This is a genomic window from Geobacillus sp. LYN3 (assembly GCF_003064505.1).
GTDB lineage: Bacteria > Bacillota > Bacilli > Bacillales > Anoxybacillaceae > Parageobacillus_B > Parageobacillus_B toebii.
In genome coordinates, this window is sequence record NZ_QCWL01000001.1 from 301165 (window position 1) to 317487 (window position 16323).

The window sequence follows — 16323 nt, forward strand, 5'->3', positions numbered from 1 at the left end:
CCACCTTATATATGTAACCGGTTACATATAGTATAAAACAAAAATAGAAATATAACAAGAGTCATTTAAATCTTAAATAAAAAAATGAACCGGAAGCGCCATCACGCTTCCGCCAATAATTTAAACGCCGCATGGACAAACAAGCGCACGCCAATTTCTAACGCATCTTCATCGATCGTAAAACGCGGATGGTGATGCGGATATACAATACCTTTTTCTTTATTTCCAGCGCCGACATAGAAGAAGCTTCCTGGTGCTTTTTGCTGGAATGCCGAAAAGTCTTCTCCGCCCATATTTGGCTTTATATGATCAATCGATTCTTCGCCAAATACTTCCCGCACCGTTTCCTCAATGACGCGGGTCACTTTCTCATCATTAATAACCGGACGATAGCCAAATTCATATTTAAATTCGTATGTTGCGCCGTGTGCTTCGGTAATGCCTTTGATGATCCGTTCCATTAATTTTGGTACGTTCTGGCGAAGCGTTTTATCAAAACTGCGCACCGTTCCTTGAATTTCGACGCTTCCTGGAATCACGTTGTGCGTCGTTCCGCCAATAAATTGCGTCACCGATACGACGAGAGGCTCAAGCGGATCTGTGTTGCGCGATACGATATGCTGCAAGTTCGTCACCACTTGCGCGCCGATGGCAATCGAATCAATCGTTTGGTGTGGCAAAGCAGCATGCCCGCCTTTCCCATGAATCCGAATGAAAAAGCGATCTGGGGAAGCCATCATCGGACCATACACAATGCCAATCTTGCCAATTTCTAATGGGGACCAAAGATGGGTGCCAATCACGACATCGACGCCGTCCATCACGCCCGCCTGCACCATTTCCTCTGCACCGCCTGGATATATCTCTTCAGCATGTTGGAAAAGAAAGCGGACTTCTCCTTTGATTTGATGACGAAGCCGCGAAAGAATTTTCGCCGCTCCCAAAAGCATCGCCGTATGTCCATCATGCCCGCATGCATGCATCACGCCTGGATTTTTCGAAACAAACTCAAACGTATTTTCCTCTTGAATCGGCAATGCGTCCATATCCGCGCGAATGGCCACCACTTTTCCCGGCTCGTCCCCGATTAACCGCGCCATAACACTCGTTTTTGTCGGGCGCGAAAGCTTTAAATTCCCAAACGATTGCAATGTTTCATAAACAAATTGCGCCGTTTTTTCTTCGTGAAACGATAGCTCCGGATTTGCATGCAAATGCCGCCTCCATGCGATGACTTCTTCTTTGATTTCATCGACAAGCTGTTTAATTTCCGTGTTTGTCATCACTTCTTCCCCCTTCTCCTCCTCATTCTCCCATCGCTAAACGCAATACGGTATGGTACAATACGTTCGCCCCAGCCGCACAGTCTTCCTTCGAGCTCCATTCCTCTGGATTATGGCTAACCCCATCTTTTGAACGAACAAAAATCATCCCAATCGGGCAAAGCCTAGCTAGCTGTACTCCATCATGGGAAGCACCGCTCGGAAGGGAGAAAATATCCAAACCAAGCTGCCCGCATGCCTCTTTCGCCGCGTTTTGCACAAGTTCGGAACATAATACCGGAGGCATCTCCTGCAATAGCTCGACGTTAACTTGTACGTTTCGCTCTTTACCAATCTTTTGCGCTTGTTCGATAATCGATTGTAATACGTGATCTCGCACTGTCGCATCAATATCCCGCAAATCCAAGGAAAATTCGACTTTTGCTGGAATGATGTTAATTCCTCCGGGGAATACTTTCATTTGCCCAACGGTCCCCACGGTAGTTCCTGTCTTTTTCGCCTCTTGCTCGATCATTTGGATGATCTGTGCCGCCGCAACAAGCGGATCGCGCCGGATTGGCATTGGCGTTGCCCCGGCATGTTCCGCTTTTCCTTCCACCGTAAATTTCGCCCATACAAGCCCGGCGATCCCTGTGACAATTCCGACAGGAAGATTCGCTTGTTCCAGCACACGGCCTTGTTCAATATGTAACTCGACATAAGCTTTTACTGATCCTTTTCGCCGCGCAGCCTTGCCTATTTCACTGGGGTCAAGCCCCGCTGCTTTCATCGCTTCGGCAATCGAAACCCCATTTTTGTCTTGATGAACTAACTCTTCCTCCGACAACGTTCCCGCCATTCCACGGCTGCCGATCATACCGTAACTAAAGCGTGCTCCTTCTTCATCGGTAAAGGCAACGACTTCAATCGGATGCTTCGTTTCCACCCCTCGTTCGTTCATCGTTTGTAACACTTCCACCGCGGAAAGCACTCCGAGCGGACCGTCAAACATTCCTCCGTTATAGACGGAGTCTAAGTGCGAACCGACCAGCACGACAGCGGCCTCCGGATCCTTTCCTTCTTTACGTCCAATCAAATTTCCGACCGCATCCTCATACACAGTAAGCCCCGCTTCCTTCATATACGAAGCGACCTTCTCCTTTGCGGCACGTTCCTCTTTTGTAAACGATAAACGAGTAACCCCGCCTGATGGCTGTTTTCCAATCTCGCCTAATTCCATCAGCCGATTCCAAAGCCGATCTGCATTAATCACTTCGCTTCCCCCTTCACTACGATTACTATTCACAGATGAATGTCGGTTATGACCATGAATAATTCCATTTATAAAAAAATAGCGAACCAATGGCATGTCCGCTATCAAAGTAAATGTTTCTTGGGCATCCGTGCGGATATGAATTCATTTCACCAGCGGCCTCCGCTGCTTGCAATGTTTTGAATAATCGTCCTTAATTCCCTTCTCTTTTCAGAGCCGCAAAATCCCCTTTGTTGTCAAATAACGTTTGCGCATGCAGCCCATTCTTCAGTCCAGTAAATCAGCGATGACCTTTTCGGCGATGGCGCGAATTTCTTTGCGATCGTATATTTTATTTTCCTCCACTTCGAAAAACTCACGTACCGCTTCATTAACAAGCTGATTTAACTCCTGCCGATTTTGTTCTTTTCCAAATATATATCCTGTTTTTACAAGTTTATCGAGCATCGACTCCACAAGTTCGCTAACAGGGTATGGCTCTTCCTCATCCCAATACTCGTCATCATCCCATTCCTCGATGAAATCATCGTCCTCTTCGAAATCTTCCGATAGGAGATGATCTGTCATATAATCCATCATCTCATTCACTTTCTTGGAAATACTGCTTGCGGAAACGCCATAAAGATGCGCCAAATCCGTCTGTGTTACTGCCTCGCCGCGCAAAATCCGACAAACAAAATAATGCAAAGCAGCCGCATGCAAAGGAACGCTGCGAATAACAGGTTGGCAGGTATCACAATATTCATGCCAAATCGCTTTTGCCATATTCAAATTCATACTTTGCGGCATTTTCTTTTCTAATTCATAAACCACCGCTGCGTAATTCGGATGTTCCCATTCGAACGGATCGGCTATGAATGACACGAGCAAACGAACGGCCGTCATCCACGCGCTTGGAAAGGATGTCCGCAAAAATGCACGCGCATCTTCCGGTCCGTATGCTTCCCAATCCTCTTTTAGCGAACATGCAATTTCATGGGCGATCATATTTGGAAATGAAAAAAAGGTGGTAAAATACGTGTATTCCTCTCCGGCAGGCACTATAATCCCCATTAGCAAATCTCCTATTTGCACTTGCGGCAATGGCTCACTGTCAAAAATGCGCACGACTCGTTTTTCCAATGTCAACACATCTTGAACGACGAAACGCCGTTCTCCTTGAAGCTCTACCACTATATCAAAAGACGGCGCCGCTCCAATCCATGACGCAAGAATGGAGCGAGTGGAAGGCCGCCATAACGAACCTCTCCACTTTACATATCGCTCAATGATCGTTTCGCCCCGCGGCGCCACTGGAACGCAAAAAATAGTCCAATTTGCTATAAAAAAACTAATCGCCTCTCCGATTTCCCCATGTTGTTCCCATTCTCCTGGATCGCCGATGGTTTTTAACAACTCATCCGCATATTCTTCGGTCGCATACCATAATAAATCATGCATGCATTCCGTTAATTGTTGATCCACTGCGGTTTGTATGGAAACAATGTTCCCCTTCCCACTTCTGCGAGAATATGGGGCGTTTTTGTCCGATTTCATTTTATCACTCCACTTCTTTGTTCTATATTATCATTCTACCAAAAAGCGCTCGCTTTCTATCGCAAAAACATATAAAATTTCTAAATTTACTGATACAAATTTGTATAAAAAAATGCCAAAACTAGGCGAACCTAGTTTTGGCAAAATGTTCACGGCCATCTCCTAGTCTTTCGTATTTCACAAATGGATCGATGACAGTAATTTTTTGTGCTTCCGCGTCGCTAATTCCCGCGTAAAAATCTGCAGTGCCATCCTCCTTCCGAATTAACCCGCCGCTAAATACCACATCAACGAGGTCTGGGCGTTTCGCAGGACCTTCCAAAAAATGCGATCTTGTCGCAATTAATTCGATATCGGAAAGCTCCATTGTATCCGGATTCAACACAAATACCATCGGATAATAGTGGCGTTTGCCATCTTCACCGAAACGAGCAATATGCCCAAGAACACCAACAAGTCCATTCGAAAGCAAGTGAAGTTCATTGACTCCTCCCCATTCGTCATCTACGAACTGATTATCCAAAAGAGGAGCCTCTTCCATGATCTCCACTGTCAACTCATCTAATGAATCGATTCGTGTAAAACCTATTTTCCCTCGTCCGCCTTTTTCCCCTTGCGGACGTGTAAACACACCAACTGATCCATCTTTTAACTCAATCAATCGAATATCTTTCATCCCATCTGGGCCTTTTGCAAATTCTTTTAAACTAGAGATATTCTTCCCTTTGTAAAAAATCGTTCTCCAGCCTAAGGTGCCTTCTATGGATGGATGTGGAAAAGTTTGTACTCCACCGAAGATCAATTCCCCGCGAATTCTCGAAACAAACGGGTCTTGGAGCGTGAATACTGGCGCTCCTTCCTTTGGCACCCATTCTTCTCCACGGTTCACAAAGAAATACACTTCCGAATGCTCACTATCTCTTGGCTCTACTCGACCAGCGATAACAAATTCTCCCTCGTCTTCAAACGGTGCCGAGATATTATATACATCCCGTTCTCCCACTCCTGTAAAAACCAACTTCTCCGGACTAAACGGCTTCGGCCCTTGCTCAAACTCTTTTAATAGCATCTCGCAAGTTTTGACATTGGCCTTCTTCGATAACATAAAACTCCTCCTAAAACTCCTCCCAAATCTATATAATGCTTCATCTGGATGCTAAGTCAGTTGCAAAGTCTGGTGCATGAAGATGTTTATGTTTATTAGATATATTAACAAGTTGGCATCAAGAATCAAGTAAGGTGCTAGCGAAAAAACCGCATCATGCCATATTTTCTTTTGAACAAACGATCCAAAAATATATAGTAATATCTCCGCTTTTTCTAAGCAAGTAGCACTTTGCGGAGTGCAAAACGGAAATGTATTACAATTCTTTCTTCATATAATATGAAATTCCTTTGTACGTTTCCATAAAAAACGACCTCCCAATCGAGGCTGGGAGATCGTTTTCTTTAACCGCTATGCTTCATTTTTCTCGTTTCCTTATCAAACAAACTGTATACGACAGGGATGACGAACAATGTCAAAAAGGTGCTGCTAATTAAGCCGCCGATGACGGTGATGGCCAATGGCTGGTTCATTTCCGCTCCTTCGCCAATGCCAAACGCCAGCGGCAGCAACCCTAAAATCGTTGTCAAGGCCGTCATCAAAATCGGACGGACGCGCAATTTCACCGATGTGACAATCGCATCGTAGCTCGCCAAACCTTTTTCTTTCATTTGATTAATGTAATCAACAATCACGATCGCGTTGTTGACGACGATACCCGCAAGTACGATGACGCCGATAATCGCCATAACGCTAACTGGCGTTTTCGTTGCCATTAAGCCAAGCGCGACACCGATGGCCATCAGCGGCACGGTGAACATAATGACAAACGGATATTTCAACGATTCAAATTGCGCCGCCATGACAAGGTACACAAACGTAACCGCTAAGGCAAAGGCAAGCAGCAAATCACCCAACGCCGATTCTAACAATTCGCGGTCGCCGCCAAAGACGATTTCCGTCTCTTCCGGAAGATGCAATTTCGCGATTTCTTTATCGACAATCGCGGACATCTCCCCTAAATTCGTCGTGTTTTTGTATTTTAATGTAAACTGAACGGCGTATTGCTCGTCGATGCGATGAATTTGAACCGGGCTTTTCCCGATCGTAATATCCGCGATGTCGCCAAGCGGAATAAATGTGCCGTCTTGCTTTTTGATCAGCAGTTTTTTCAAATTGTCGACCGAGTTTTTCACCGATTCGTCGTATTCGACGTTAACATTGTACAAATTCGACTCTTTATCAAGCATGCGTGTCGCCGTCACACCGCGTGTCATATCGTTGACCATCGTCGCCACTTGCGCTGGAGTAAACCCTTGCGCGAGCGCTTTTTCGCGATCGACTTTGATTTGAATTTCGTCGACCGTTTCCGAAATATCGGTCGTCAGTTCGTTCACTTCATCGAGTTTGCTTAAGCGGTCGTATATTTTTTCCACCGCTTTTTCCAGCCGCGCTTCATTCGTATCTTTCACGCTGAACACAAGCGTATTCGGCGTACTTCCTGCAGTCGATTGCAAGTTGATCGATACTTCCGCCGTTTGATTCGCTTTTTTCGCTGCCTGTTCCATATCGTTCTTTATGTCATCGACAACGTCAAATACGGAACGGTCTCGCTCGTCCAAGTCTTTCATTTTCACATATATCTCAGCAACATTGCTTTGCGATGTACCGCGGAACGCCTGCTCCTGCGTCGAGCCGATTAAGCTGACATACGCATCAATTTCTTTTACTTTTTTCAACTCGTCTTCAATGGCAGAAACAACCTTTTCCGTTTCGCGGAGGGCGCTGCCGTTGGCAAGGTTCACGCGGATGGAGAAAAAGCCTTCATCCGTATTCGGCAAAAACTGCATGCCGACTTTCGTCACGCCAAATAACCCGAAAGCTAACGTACCGATCGCAATCACCAACACAATGATCCGATGGCGCAGCGACCATCTCACCATCTTGTCCAGACCGACAAGCATGCGCGAAGACTGGCGTTTTTCCTCGATGTTTTCGCGAGGCGGTTTTAACCAGCGGCTCGCCAGCATCGGCACGACCGTCAATGCCACGAACAACGACGCAAGCAAGCTAAACGAAATCGTTAACGCAAATTCGGTAAACAAATCGCCGATTAATCCCGTAATGAAAACGACTGGTATAAACACGGCCACCGTTGTCAACGTGGACGCAGTGATCGCAGCGCCGACTTCTTTTACCCCGTCTCTTGCCGCTTGTTTCGGATCTTTCCCCATTGATAAATGGCGGTAAATATTTTCGATCACGACAATCGAGTTATCGACGAGCATTCCGATACCGAGCGCAAGACCGCCAAGCGTCATCATGTTTAACGTAAAATCAGCAAAATACATTAACACAAACGTCACGATGACCGAATACGGAATCGCGATGCCGATAATAAGCGGGCTTTTTGCACTGCGCAAGAATAAAAACAGCACCAGCATCGCGAATACTCCGCCAAGAACGAGCGATTGAAAAATGTTCTGAATCGTCCGCTGAATAAAATCGCCTTGGTCAAACAAAACATCCGCATGAACCGCCGAAAATTTTTTCGTATCCAACAATTCGTTCAAGCGTTTTTGGAACGCTTTCGACACTTCTGCTGTATTGGCATCCGCTTTTTGCAGCACGCTTAATAATACAGAAGGCTTCTCGTTCGTGCGCGTAATCGTATCTTCTTTTTCCGGCACAATCGCAATATCGGCGATATCTTGCAAACGAACTTTTTCGCCGTTGAGCGGATTCACCGTGACAACGAGCTGTTTTAACGTATCAACGGAGTCGATCGTGCTGATAATCCGGGTCGTTAACTGCTTATCATCGATCACGACCGTCTCGCCTGGAAGCGAAATATCGTTGGCGGAGATAAAGTTGGCAATATCTTGCTGGCTCAGCTTATACGTTTTTAATTTCTCCTGGTCCAACAGCACCCGCACGTTTTTCGTCAACGTGCCGGAAACATTCACACTGGCGACCCCTTCTACCTTCGTCAGCTCTGCTCGCAGCTGATCCGCTAATTGTTTTAAAAGTTCCTCGTTCCCTTTCTTCGATGTTAATGTTAGCTGAATAATCGGGAACTGTGACGGGTCAAACTTCAAAAACCGCGGCTTGTTGACATCATCCGGAAGCGCCGTCTGATCGATCCGCTGCAATACATCGTTTTGCACATCATCAATCGATGTCGACCACGAAAACTCCAGCAAAATCAAATTAGAACCTTCCTGCGATGTCGATGTGATCGACTTTAGCCCAGGCAATGTCGACAAATTCGCCTCCAGCGGCTTCGTGACTTTCTCAAGCACTTCTTTCGGTCCCGCCCCCGGATAGCTCGTCACGACCACCCCGACTGGCGGATTAATATCCGGGATCAGCTTCATCGGGATATTGAACAGTGATACCGCTCCTAAAATCAACACTAAAATCATCGAAACGAGCGTAAAAACCGGTCTTCGTATCGAAAAGTCGCTGATTTTCATCGTCTTCCCCCTCTTATGTAAACAAAAAAGTTTTCTTCTATAAGCCGCATCCACCACTCCCATTCGCGCCGTCCTCATCCATGGCGGCGAATGGGGAATATGCACTATGCCCCGCTAGACGCTTGTCCATCGATGACAAGCGATCAATAACGGTACAACCTGTTTGCCTAGCGATTTAACACATCCTCGTGTTCACGCAGACGGTAGTGGTCTTCCGCTGGACACACCCGTTTTCGGCCGATCGATTCGTAAATGATTCCTGCCTCGCGCGCACTGGCTAGACTGTAACAATTCCGCCCATCCAACACAAGCGGCGTTTTCATTAAATTCGCATATTGACGGACGTCAAATTGCCGGATTTCCGGCCACTCCGTAAAAATAAAACAAATATCGGCGTTCGCAACCGCCTCTTCGATCGTCGAACAATAGGTGATTTCCTTTGGAAATACGCGCTTTGCGTTTTCCATCCCAACAGGGTCCCACACCCTTACATTTGCGCCTTCTTCCAATAATACCGCGATATTAGCAAGGGAAGGGGCCTCCCTTATATCGTCCGTTCCCGGCTTAAACGTAAGACCTAACACCGCCACCTCCAGCCCGCGAAAATGGCTCACGTACGTTCTTGCCTTTTCGATCAATTTCACTTTTTGACTTTCATTCACTTCCATTGCGGCTTGCACCGTTTTCAGTTCATAATCGCAACCATCGGCAAGCCAACGCAGCGCTTTCGTGTCTTTCGGAAAACACGACCCGCCATAACCGATGCCGGCGCGCAAAAAACGGCTCCCGATCCGCGGATCCATTCCCATTCCTTCCGCCACGTCTTCGATATTGGCGCCAACCATTTCGCATAAATTCGCAATTTCATTAATATAGGATATTTTCAAGGCGAGAAAAACATTGGATGCGTATTTCACCATTTCCGCACTTTTTCGATCTGTCACGACATAAGGAAGATAAAACGGGTCATACACTTCTTTCATGACCTTCTCCGCATGCGGCGATTCTACCCCTAGCACAATTCTTGACGCATGCAGCGTATCCTTGATTGCTGTCCCTTGTGATAAAAACTCGGGATTCGCCACAACCTCAATATGAACGGGGTGCTTCCGGTGTTCATATATCCAACGTTCCACTTGATCGCTTGTCCCAACGGGAACGGTAGATTTCACCGCCACTACACAGTCTTTTTCCACCGTCTGCGCAATCTGCTTTGCCGCTTCCCATACATATTGCAAATTCACGGATCCATCCGGCTCTTCCGGGGTGCCAACAGCGATGATGATCACATCTGCCCGCCGGCACGCCGCCGCATAGTCAGCCGTAAACAACAACCGCTCGCGATTTTTTCTTATTAACTCCTCCAACCCAGGTTCATAGATCGGAGATTTCCCTCGCTGAAGCAATGCCACTTTTTCCACATCGACATCCACGCACGCCACCTTATGTCCCTTTTCCGCCAAACACGCGGCCGTGACTAGTCCGACATATCCTACACCCGCTACGGCAATATCCATATTTCATCACACCTTTGATTGTTTACTCTGCTCCTAAACAAGCTTCATGATAGGAGAAATCATAGATAATCAAACATCATTTCTGCCAAACACTCGCATTCGTCCATGATATTCTCATTCATATATGAAGTTATTATAACTGATAATGAACCTTTTTTGCATTTTCCATGATTGTGTATGCGGGCGCAGATCCATCATATGGAATTCCATGTGAGTGTTCTAAAGGTTTATTCGATTTACCTATTTATGACGAAATTCATTGGTTTTTGTTGATTTTGTTTGATTTGTTGATTTTGTTTGGTTCGAATGATAAAATAATTTCAAGAAGAGGTGGTTGAAAGTGACACGATTGATTGATCAAGAACAAGAAAACCTGTGGGATAGCGTGCAAATTCTTTCGCAAATCAATGTCGAAAAAGCCAAATCTGTATTCAAGGTCACGATTGAAAAATCCTTGCAGCAACTCGGTATAACCTCCCCTATTTTTTCAACGATTCCTTTGTCTGTACCAAACACAGATCGTCTTTCCCAACTCCGCCGAATCGAAAAGAAAATGAGGGAGGCCTACGCACATCAAGAGAAAGAGAAAGCTTACGAGTATTTGGTGGACTATATCGAACAATTGAGTCAAATGGCGGAAGATAATCCGCTTGCGGTTCGAAAAAAACTGTTGGCTTCCTTATTAGCCGAACATCACAAACGAAAACCTAAAAAGTACCGACTATCTTCCTCTTCAGCACCTCTCCTATCCAAGCAAGTCGCCACGGCTTATTACACCACAACTGAAGTAGCCAAAAAATTAGGGCTAAGCGATCAAACCATTCGACGAATGTGTGAAAAAGGAAAATTTCCAGGAGCCTATAAAACCGATGGAGGTCATTGGAGAATTCCACAAGAGATCTTCATTACGACATCAGAACAAGATAAACGAACGGAAGAAGTACTTAAACGAATTGATATAAAGAATCAGAAAGCGGGGGATGTAGATGAATTTGATCTATGATGCCCCGCGTCCTCCTAAAGTATTTATCGATACAACGATTCTATGTGGTGCCTTGCGAGTCGACGGGGTGAACCGAAAAATTCTTAAAGCGGCTCGCTTCCCTCATTTATTTCAACCAATCGTATCAAGGGTATGTTTATTTGAATTTATTCGAAATGCTTCTCAAGGACTTGGAAAAGGGGACAAGAGGGTTGTGTATAACCAACAAGAAATCGAAGCGTTTTTAAACGAATTTTTGGATCCGATTTTTCAATACTATACGAATCTGCCCGTTAATAGTTTGGTTGGCCGATATAGTGTCGAAACCGTCATAAGAGAGAATCGACCCATTGGAGAAGTATTGGTCGAGTTAAGTGGCTGCGATCACGAAACAGCAAAACAAATTGTTTCTTCGCAAGAAATGTCTGAACCACTTTATCGTTTTGACCAGGAGGATTTTCACGTCTGGATAACGGCAATTCAAGAAGAGTGTAACTACATACTCACGACCAACCATCGACGATTTCCGGCTCAAATCGGACCAATCAAGCGCATTCATCCAAGTGATTTTTACAATCATTTGTCTAATCCATAACACGTATTGGGCTTTATAGGAGATTTACGAACAGGGATGGAGCAAAGACTTGATCGATCCTCGAGACGAAACAAGAGTCGCACAGACGGGAGGATGTGTCAGCGAAGAACGGTCTTGTCTATATGATGAAATTGTATTGCCTTCTAACAAATTATCTAGTTGAATAGTTTGGAGTATTTACATTCTGCAGTAACGATTTCAGACATTGACCTAAAAAACATTCGGTAACGGTGAAACGTTCGCCGCGATAGATGGATTGAATGTTAAGTTGTTGAAACAGCTGAGTTCTGAGGTCATATTTTTTGTTATGATACTTAGTGTTATCCTCAATATATATTTTCGTATTTATGTGTACATAAGCACCATATCTTCTTAATAAACCGTAAACAATTCGTTCTGGAAACTTCATAAAAATCGTTTGATCCGCTATATCGTCTATTACATGTTTTATTTTTCTGGAAGATTCCTCAATTTTTGATTGATTATAAGAAATTACATTCATTTTCAGCAAGTAATGGTGTTCCATAACGGTATTAATTATTCTCCAAATGGTATTTCTTTCTTTACTGTCACCACTATATTCTGTCCAATGGATTTTTGTGGCCTTGATTTTTTCATTCAGTTGTTGAATATTTTCGTTGTTATAGTATTTAGTCGGAATTGCTAAACCAGCCATTAGATGCGGCTTAACCTGATTGTTTCCGCTTTCGTCAAAGAATACCATCATATCCAGAACGCTAAATGGTTGTTCCATATCCATTCCCTCTTTACAAAACGTAATCGTTCATACATAATGTATTTATAAGGAAGGATATATTAATAAATAACTTGTCGCGCCCTAGACCTAGCGACACGTTATTTATTATTTCGTGGTTTCCACTCACTGCGCCCTAGACCTAGCGGTGCGTGGTGCCATACCGAGAAAAGGTGGTAAGGGAGAGTAATGACGCTCTCCCTTTTGTTTGTAAAACGCATCAATGAGATGAAACAGTCTCCAGCCTATTTTACTTTACCATATTGCAACAAAATATGTCTAATTTTTTCGAAATTTGTTTTAATTTCATTTTTTATCTTAAATAGGCGAGAAGACTCTCGCTTCTAAACGGGCAGGGTGTAGTCCAATGAAAGCGGGAGATGAATCGCCTTGTGATAAAAAATAACGAACATATGCGCTATAATTGAATTGCTTCGTACAGATTGCTCTATGAAAAAGGAGAGCCGTCCACTTCTGACTGTGGCAAGCTCTCCTTCTCTTTGGCAAAACTCGAAAAGAAACAATGCGCTACACCGGTACTATTTCATCCACTTTCGCACTTCCTCTTCCGTAAGGCCAGTGAGAAATGTTGTCTCTTTGCTTCTAAAGATAGAAAAAGACAGGATACTCCCACACCCTGCCTTTTCGTTCATTATTCAAAATAATTGCGAAGACCATTGGCAATCGCGCTTGTCACTTCCTGCTGGTAACGATCTGTCGCAATGATGCTCGCTTCCGTCGGATTGCTCAAATATCCTAATTCTACTAGCACGGACGGGAGCTCGTTTTCGCGAATCACGTAATAATCTCCGAAACTCGCCCCGCGAAACGGAATCGACATCATGCGGGAAAACGGATGTTCCAGCGACAATGCAAGCAAATAGTCGGAAAACATATCATAGTAATATACCGTTGCTCCTTTGGCATTTTGATCCTTCGCACTATCATAATGAATACTAATAAACGCATCGGCGTGATAGCGATACGCCGTTTGCACGCGCTCCGACAACGAAACATACCGGTCGCTCGAACGCGTCATCACCACGTTTGCCCCTTGTGCTTCCAGCTTTCCTTTGAGAAGCTGCGCTGTCCGCAATGTCAGCGTTTTTTCCATCATCCCGGTATGGCTAATGGCCCCGCTGTCTTTTCCGCCATGTCCAGCATCGATCACAATCGTTTTTCCTTTTAAGGTTTTGGACTCCGATTTGCCATCCGCACCAGCGGAAACGAGCCAGCCGGCAATATAACCAATGCCCCATCCTGGAATCTCAATTTCATACCAATTGCCAATCTTCCCTAGCACCCGATAACGTTCTCCATACTGCGCTGTTGTTTTTATGTTTCCATCCAGCGAAGGAGCCGAACGAATATTCACATCATTATACAATACCTTCACCCATTGCGAAGCCGTTGGAGAAACAGCGGCAATATACTCACTGGACACCCAGCCAATCTTTCCATTCTCTGTGGCAATTTGATACCATTGTCCTTGTTTGAACATAATTTGCACTTGTTGGCCGTATGTAACTTTTTCCACACGTTCTGCCTGCAGCGACGGTCTTGCCCTTACGTTCAATGAATCCGCCGTTACCCATCCTGTTTGCCTCATCGATGTTTTCTTATCATCATTCGAAGCAAGATAAGTGGAAGAAACCCAGCCAATAAACGAAGGAGTCACCACTTTCTCCCAATCGTTTTCCTTCTCTATCACCTCAACGGCTTGTCCTTGAGAAAGATAGCCAACGACCTTGCCGTTCAAGCTCGGGACGGTCCGTACTCGCAGTCTATCCTCTGTTGCCATCGCCTGTTTGCGGACATAGGCGATGTATTGTTGGGCGACCCATCCGGTCTGATTTTGCTTTATTTCTAACTGCACCCAGCCTGCCTTTTCACGAACGACTCGATACGTTTCCCCTTGATCGACCTTCATCACAACGTGATAAAGCGTTCCCGGCCCTTGCCGCACATTTACCTGCTTCGCCGTCACCACTGCCGTTTGTTTTGCCGCCATCGCCTGAGACGTCGGCAGCGCGGCGAGAATCACTGTCATGCATATAAGAAACACTAACGATCTCATCCGCAGCCTATTCAATCTATTATTCTCCCTTCTTACCAAATACCACTTCGCTTACTATATATTTCGAAGGGAGGATTGATTTTCCTTTCCGTTAATAAAGAAAAAATTAAAATCGAACTGTCTTTTCCCACGATATTACCGCATTCCGCTTCTTCGCTTTTAATAAAACAGGCCATCATGTCTGCCGTGATCGGCTTTCTTTTCCTTATAACAACACGGGAACGGCAAGCGCCATGCCGAAGCAAAGCTGCCGTTCCCAATTCTCCAGCTTTTACGCTGTCCGATGCTGCTTCAAGACGATGTTGTCCATCACAAAGCCGATGATTGCCCCGATGATGGCAGGAACCACCCAACCTAATCCCATCGAGAAAAATGGGGACCAAGATAATAACGGCTCTAACCATTGCGTATCCACACCAAACGCCTTCAAGCCATCATATACGCTGAACACCGAGGTAAACAACAAAGCCATTCCATACGTTTTCGTAGAACCTTTATACAAGCGATGGAAAAACGACATGACCACAAGCACAATGGCTAATGGATAAATCATCGTTAACGCCGGAGCGGAAATCGAAATCAGTTGATTTAATCCTAAATTAGAAACGACTAAACTAAACATCGTAATGATCGTCACATAAGTTTTATACGATATGTTTGGAGTTATTTTATGAAAATATTGCGCGCATGCCGAGGTTAACCCGATGCAAGTCGTTAAACACGCCAAAGCGACAATGACGCCAAGCAAAAGCTTTCCGCCGCTTCCAAATAAAAGCGCGGCCGCACTGGACAATAAATCCCCGCCATTGGCAAATGGACCGTTTACAGCCATTTTTGCCCCAACCAACGCAGTCGCTATATAAACTAACGCCAAACCCACTCCAGCGATCAACCCTGCTTGAATAGTGGCTTTTATCATTGCCGATTGCTGATGCACGCCTCTATCTTTTAAAGCGTTCACCACGACAATCCCAAACGCAAGCGCCGCGATCGCATCCATCGTTAAATATCCTTCCATAAATCCTTTAAAAAACGGAGCGGAAGCATATTTTTCCGCCGGTTCTTGCAGCGGGTTTTGCAGCTGAATGATCCCTGCGATGCAAAGAACGGCAATCGAAAGAAGCAAAATCGGCGTCAATATTTCCCCGATGCGATCAACCAGCTTCGACGGATTTAAGCTTAACCAATAAACGATCACAAAAAAGATAATGGTAAATAAAAGCAGCGAGAACGCGCCGCTATTCCCGCTGAGAAACGGTTTTACTCCCATTTCATAAGTGACACCCGCTCCCCGCGGAATGCCGAAAAACGGACCGATCGCTAAATAAATGATAAGCGAAAAGCATAAACTAAACAGAGGATGAACATAATTTCCAATCGATTGAATCCCATCTTTGGCTAGCGCAATAGCGGCAACAGACAAAATAGGCAAACTCACCCCTGTAACGACAAACCCGATAATCGCCGGCCAAACCGCTTTCCCTGCTTCCATGCCAAGATACGGCGGAAAAATTAAGTTCCCTGCCCCGAAAAATAAGGCAAAAAGCATTAACCCCGTAAAGAAAATGTCTTTTTTCTTCATCTAAGATGCCCTCCCACATATGGTCTTTGTAATTTTTTTAAAAATACAATTATTTTATCTCAGTTTACATCAAAATTTATTATCTTTGTATAATTGAAACTTTTTTAATATTACATTTTTTTCGCTATTTCGTCAACCAAAGCAATAGAGCTGCAGCTATGAAGAGTATATTTCAAAGTTTTTCGTCAAAATAGGGATTTTCAAATTATCCACAGTTGGTAAAA

11 protein-coding genes are annotated in these 16323 nt (G+C 44.8%); 2 read left to right on the plus strand and 9 right to left on the minus strand.

Going from position 1 to position 16323, the window contains the following annotated elements; all coding sequences use genetic code 11:
• Positions 1-101: 101 nt before the first annotated feature.
• The 6 genes from DCC82_RS01510 to DCC82_RS01535 form a co-directional block, all read right to left on the minus strand.
• Entirely contained in the window at positions 102-1283 is a 1182-nt protein-coding gene (locus tag DCC82_RS01510; RefSeq protein ID WP_097353917.1) for a M20 family metallopeptidase, read from the minus strand.
• A 22-nt stretch (positions 1284-1305) separates the two neighbouring features.
• A complete protein-coding gene (locus DCC82_RS01515; protein WP_097353918.1) occupies positions 1306-2535 on the minus strand; it encodes a Zn-dependent hydrolase in 1230 nt (409 codons plus the stop codon).
• A gap of 267 nt (positions 2536-2802) precedes the next feature.
• Positions 2803-4071 (minus strand): helix-turn-helix domain-containing protein, encoded by a 1269-nt coding sequence (locus tag DCC82_RS01520; RefSeq protein ID WP_097353919.1) that lies wholly within the window; start codon positions 4069-4071, stop codon positions 2803-2805.
• Positions 4072-4192: 121 nt separating this feature from the next.
• Positions 4193-5176 carry an MTP-1 family protein gene (locus DCC82_RS01525; protein WP_097353920.1) on the minus strand — a complete coding sequence of 328 codons (984 nt, stop codon included), beginning with the start codon at positions 5174-5176 and terminating at the stop codon, positions 4193-4195.
• A gap of 344 nt (positions 5177-5520) precedes the next feature.
• On the minus strand, positions 5521-8592 hold the full coding sequence (locus DCC82_RS01530; protein ID WP_097353921.1) for an efflux RND transporter permease subunit: 3072 nt from the start codon (positions 8590-8592) through the stop codon (positions 5521-5523).
• Positions 8593-8759: 167 nt separating this feature from the next.
• Complete coding sequence (locus DCC82_RS01535) at positions 8760-10109, minus strand: UDP-glucose dehydrogenase family protein (RefSeq protein ID WP_015865217.1); 1350 nt, start codon at positions 10107-10109, stop codon at positions 8760-8762.
• A gap of 340 nt (positions 10110-10449) precedes the next feature.
• On the opposite strand from DCC82_RS01535, the gene DCC82_RS01540 reads away from it, so the two are divergent.
• Together DCC82_RS01540 and DCC82_RS01545 are read left to right on the plus strand one after the other, a co-directional pair.
• Positions 10450-11112 carry a helix-turn-helix domain-containing protein gene (locus tag DCC82_RS01540; protein ID WP_097353922.1) on the plus strand — a complete coding sequence of 221 codons (663 nt, stop codon included), beginning with the start codon at positions 10450-10452 and terminating at the stop codon, positions 11110-11112.
• Positions 11096-11686, plus strand: coding sequence for a PIN domain-containing protein (locus DCC82_RS01545; RefSeq protein WP_015865219.1), 591 nt, complete (start codon positions 11096-11098; stop codon positions 11684-11686). Before DCC82_RS01540 ends, DCC82_RS01545 begins: the two co-directional genes overlap by 17 nt.
• A 151-nt stretch (positions 11687-11837) precedes the next feature.
• On the opposite strand, the gene DCC82_RS01550 is transcribed toward DCC82_RS01545, so the two are convergent.
• The 3 genes from DCC82_RS01550 to brnQ form a co-directional block, all read right to left on the minus strand.
• A complete protein-coding gene (locus DCC82_RS01550) occupies positions 11838-12440 on the minus strand; it encodes a hypothetical protein (protein WP_233252901.1) in 603 nt (200 codons plus the stop codon).
• 652 nt (positions 12441-13092) lie between these two features.
• Positions 13093-14517, minus strand: a complete 1425-nt coding sequence (locus DCC82_RS01555) for an N-acetylmuramoyl-L-alanine amidase (protein ID WP_187252142.1) — start codon at positions 14515-14517, stop codon at positions 13093-13095.
• A 271-nt stretch (positions 14518-14788) separates the two neighbouring features.
• Positions 14789-16099, minus strand: coding sequence for a branched-chain amino acid transport system II carrier protein (gene brnQ / locus DCC82_RS01565; protein WP_097353924.1), 1311 nt, complete (start codon positions 16097-16099; stop codon positions 14789-14791).
• Between the last annotated feature and the right edge of the window lie 224 nt (positions 16100-16323).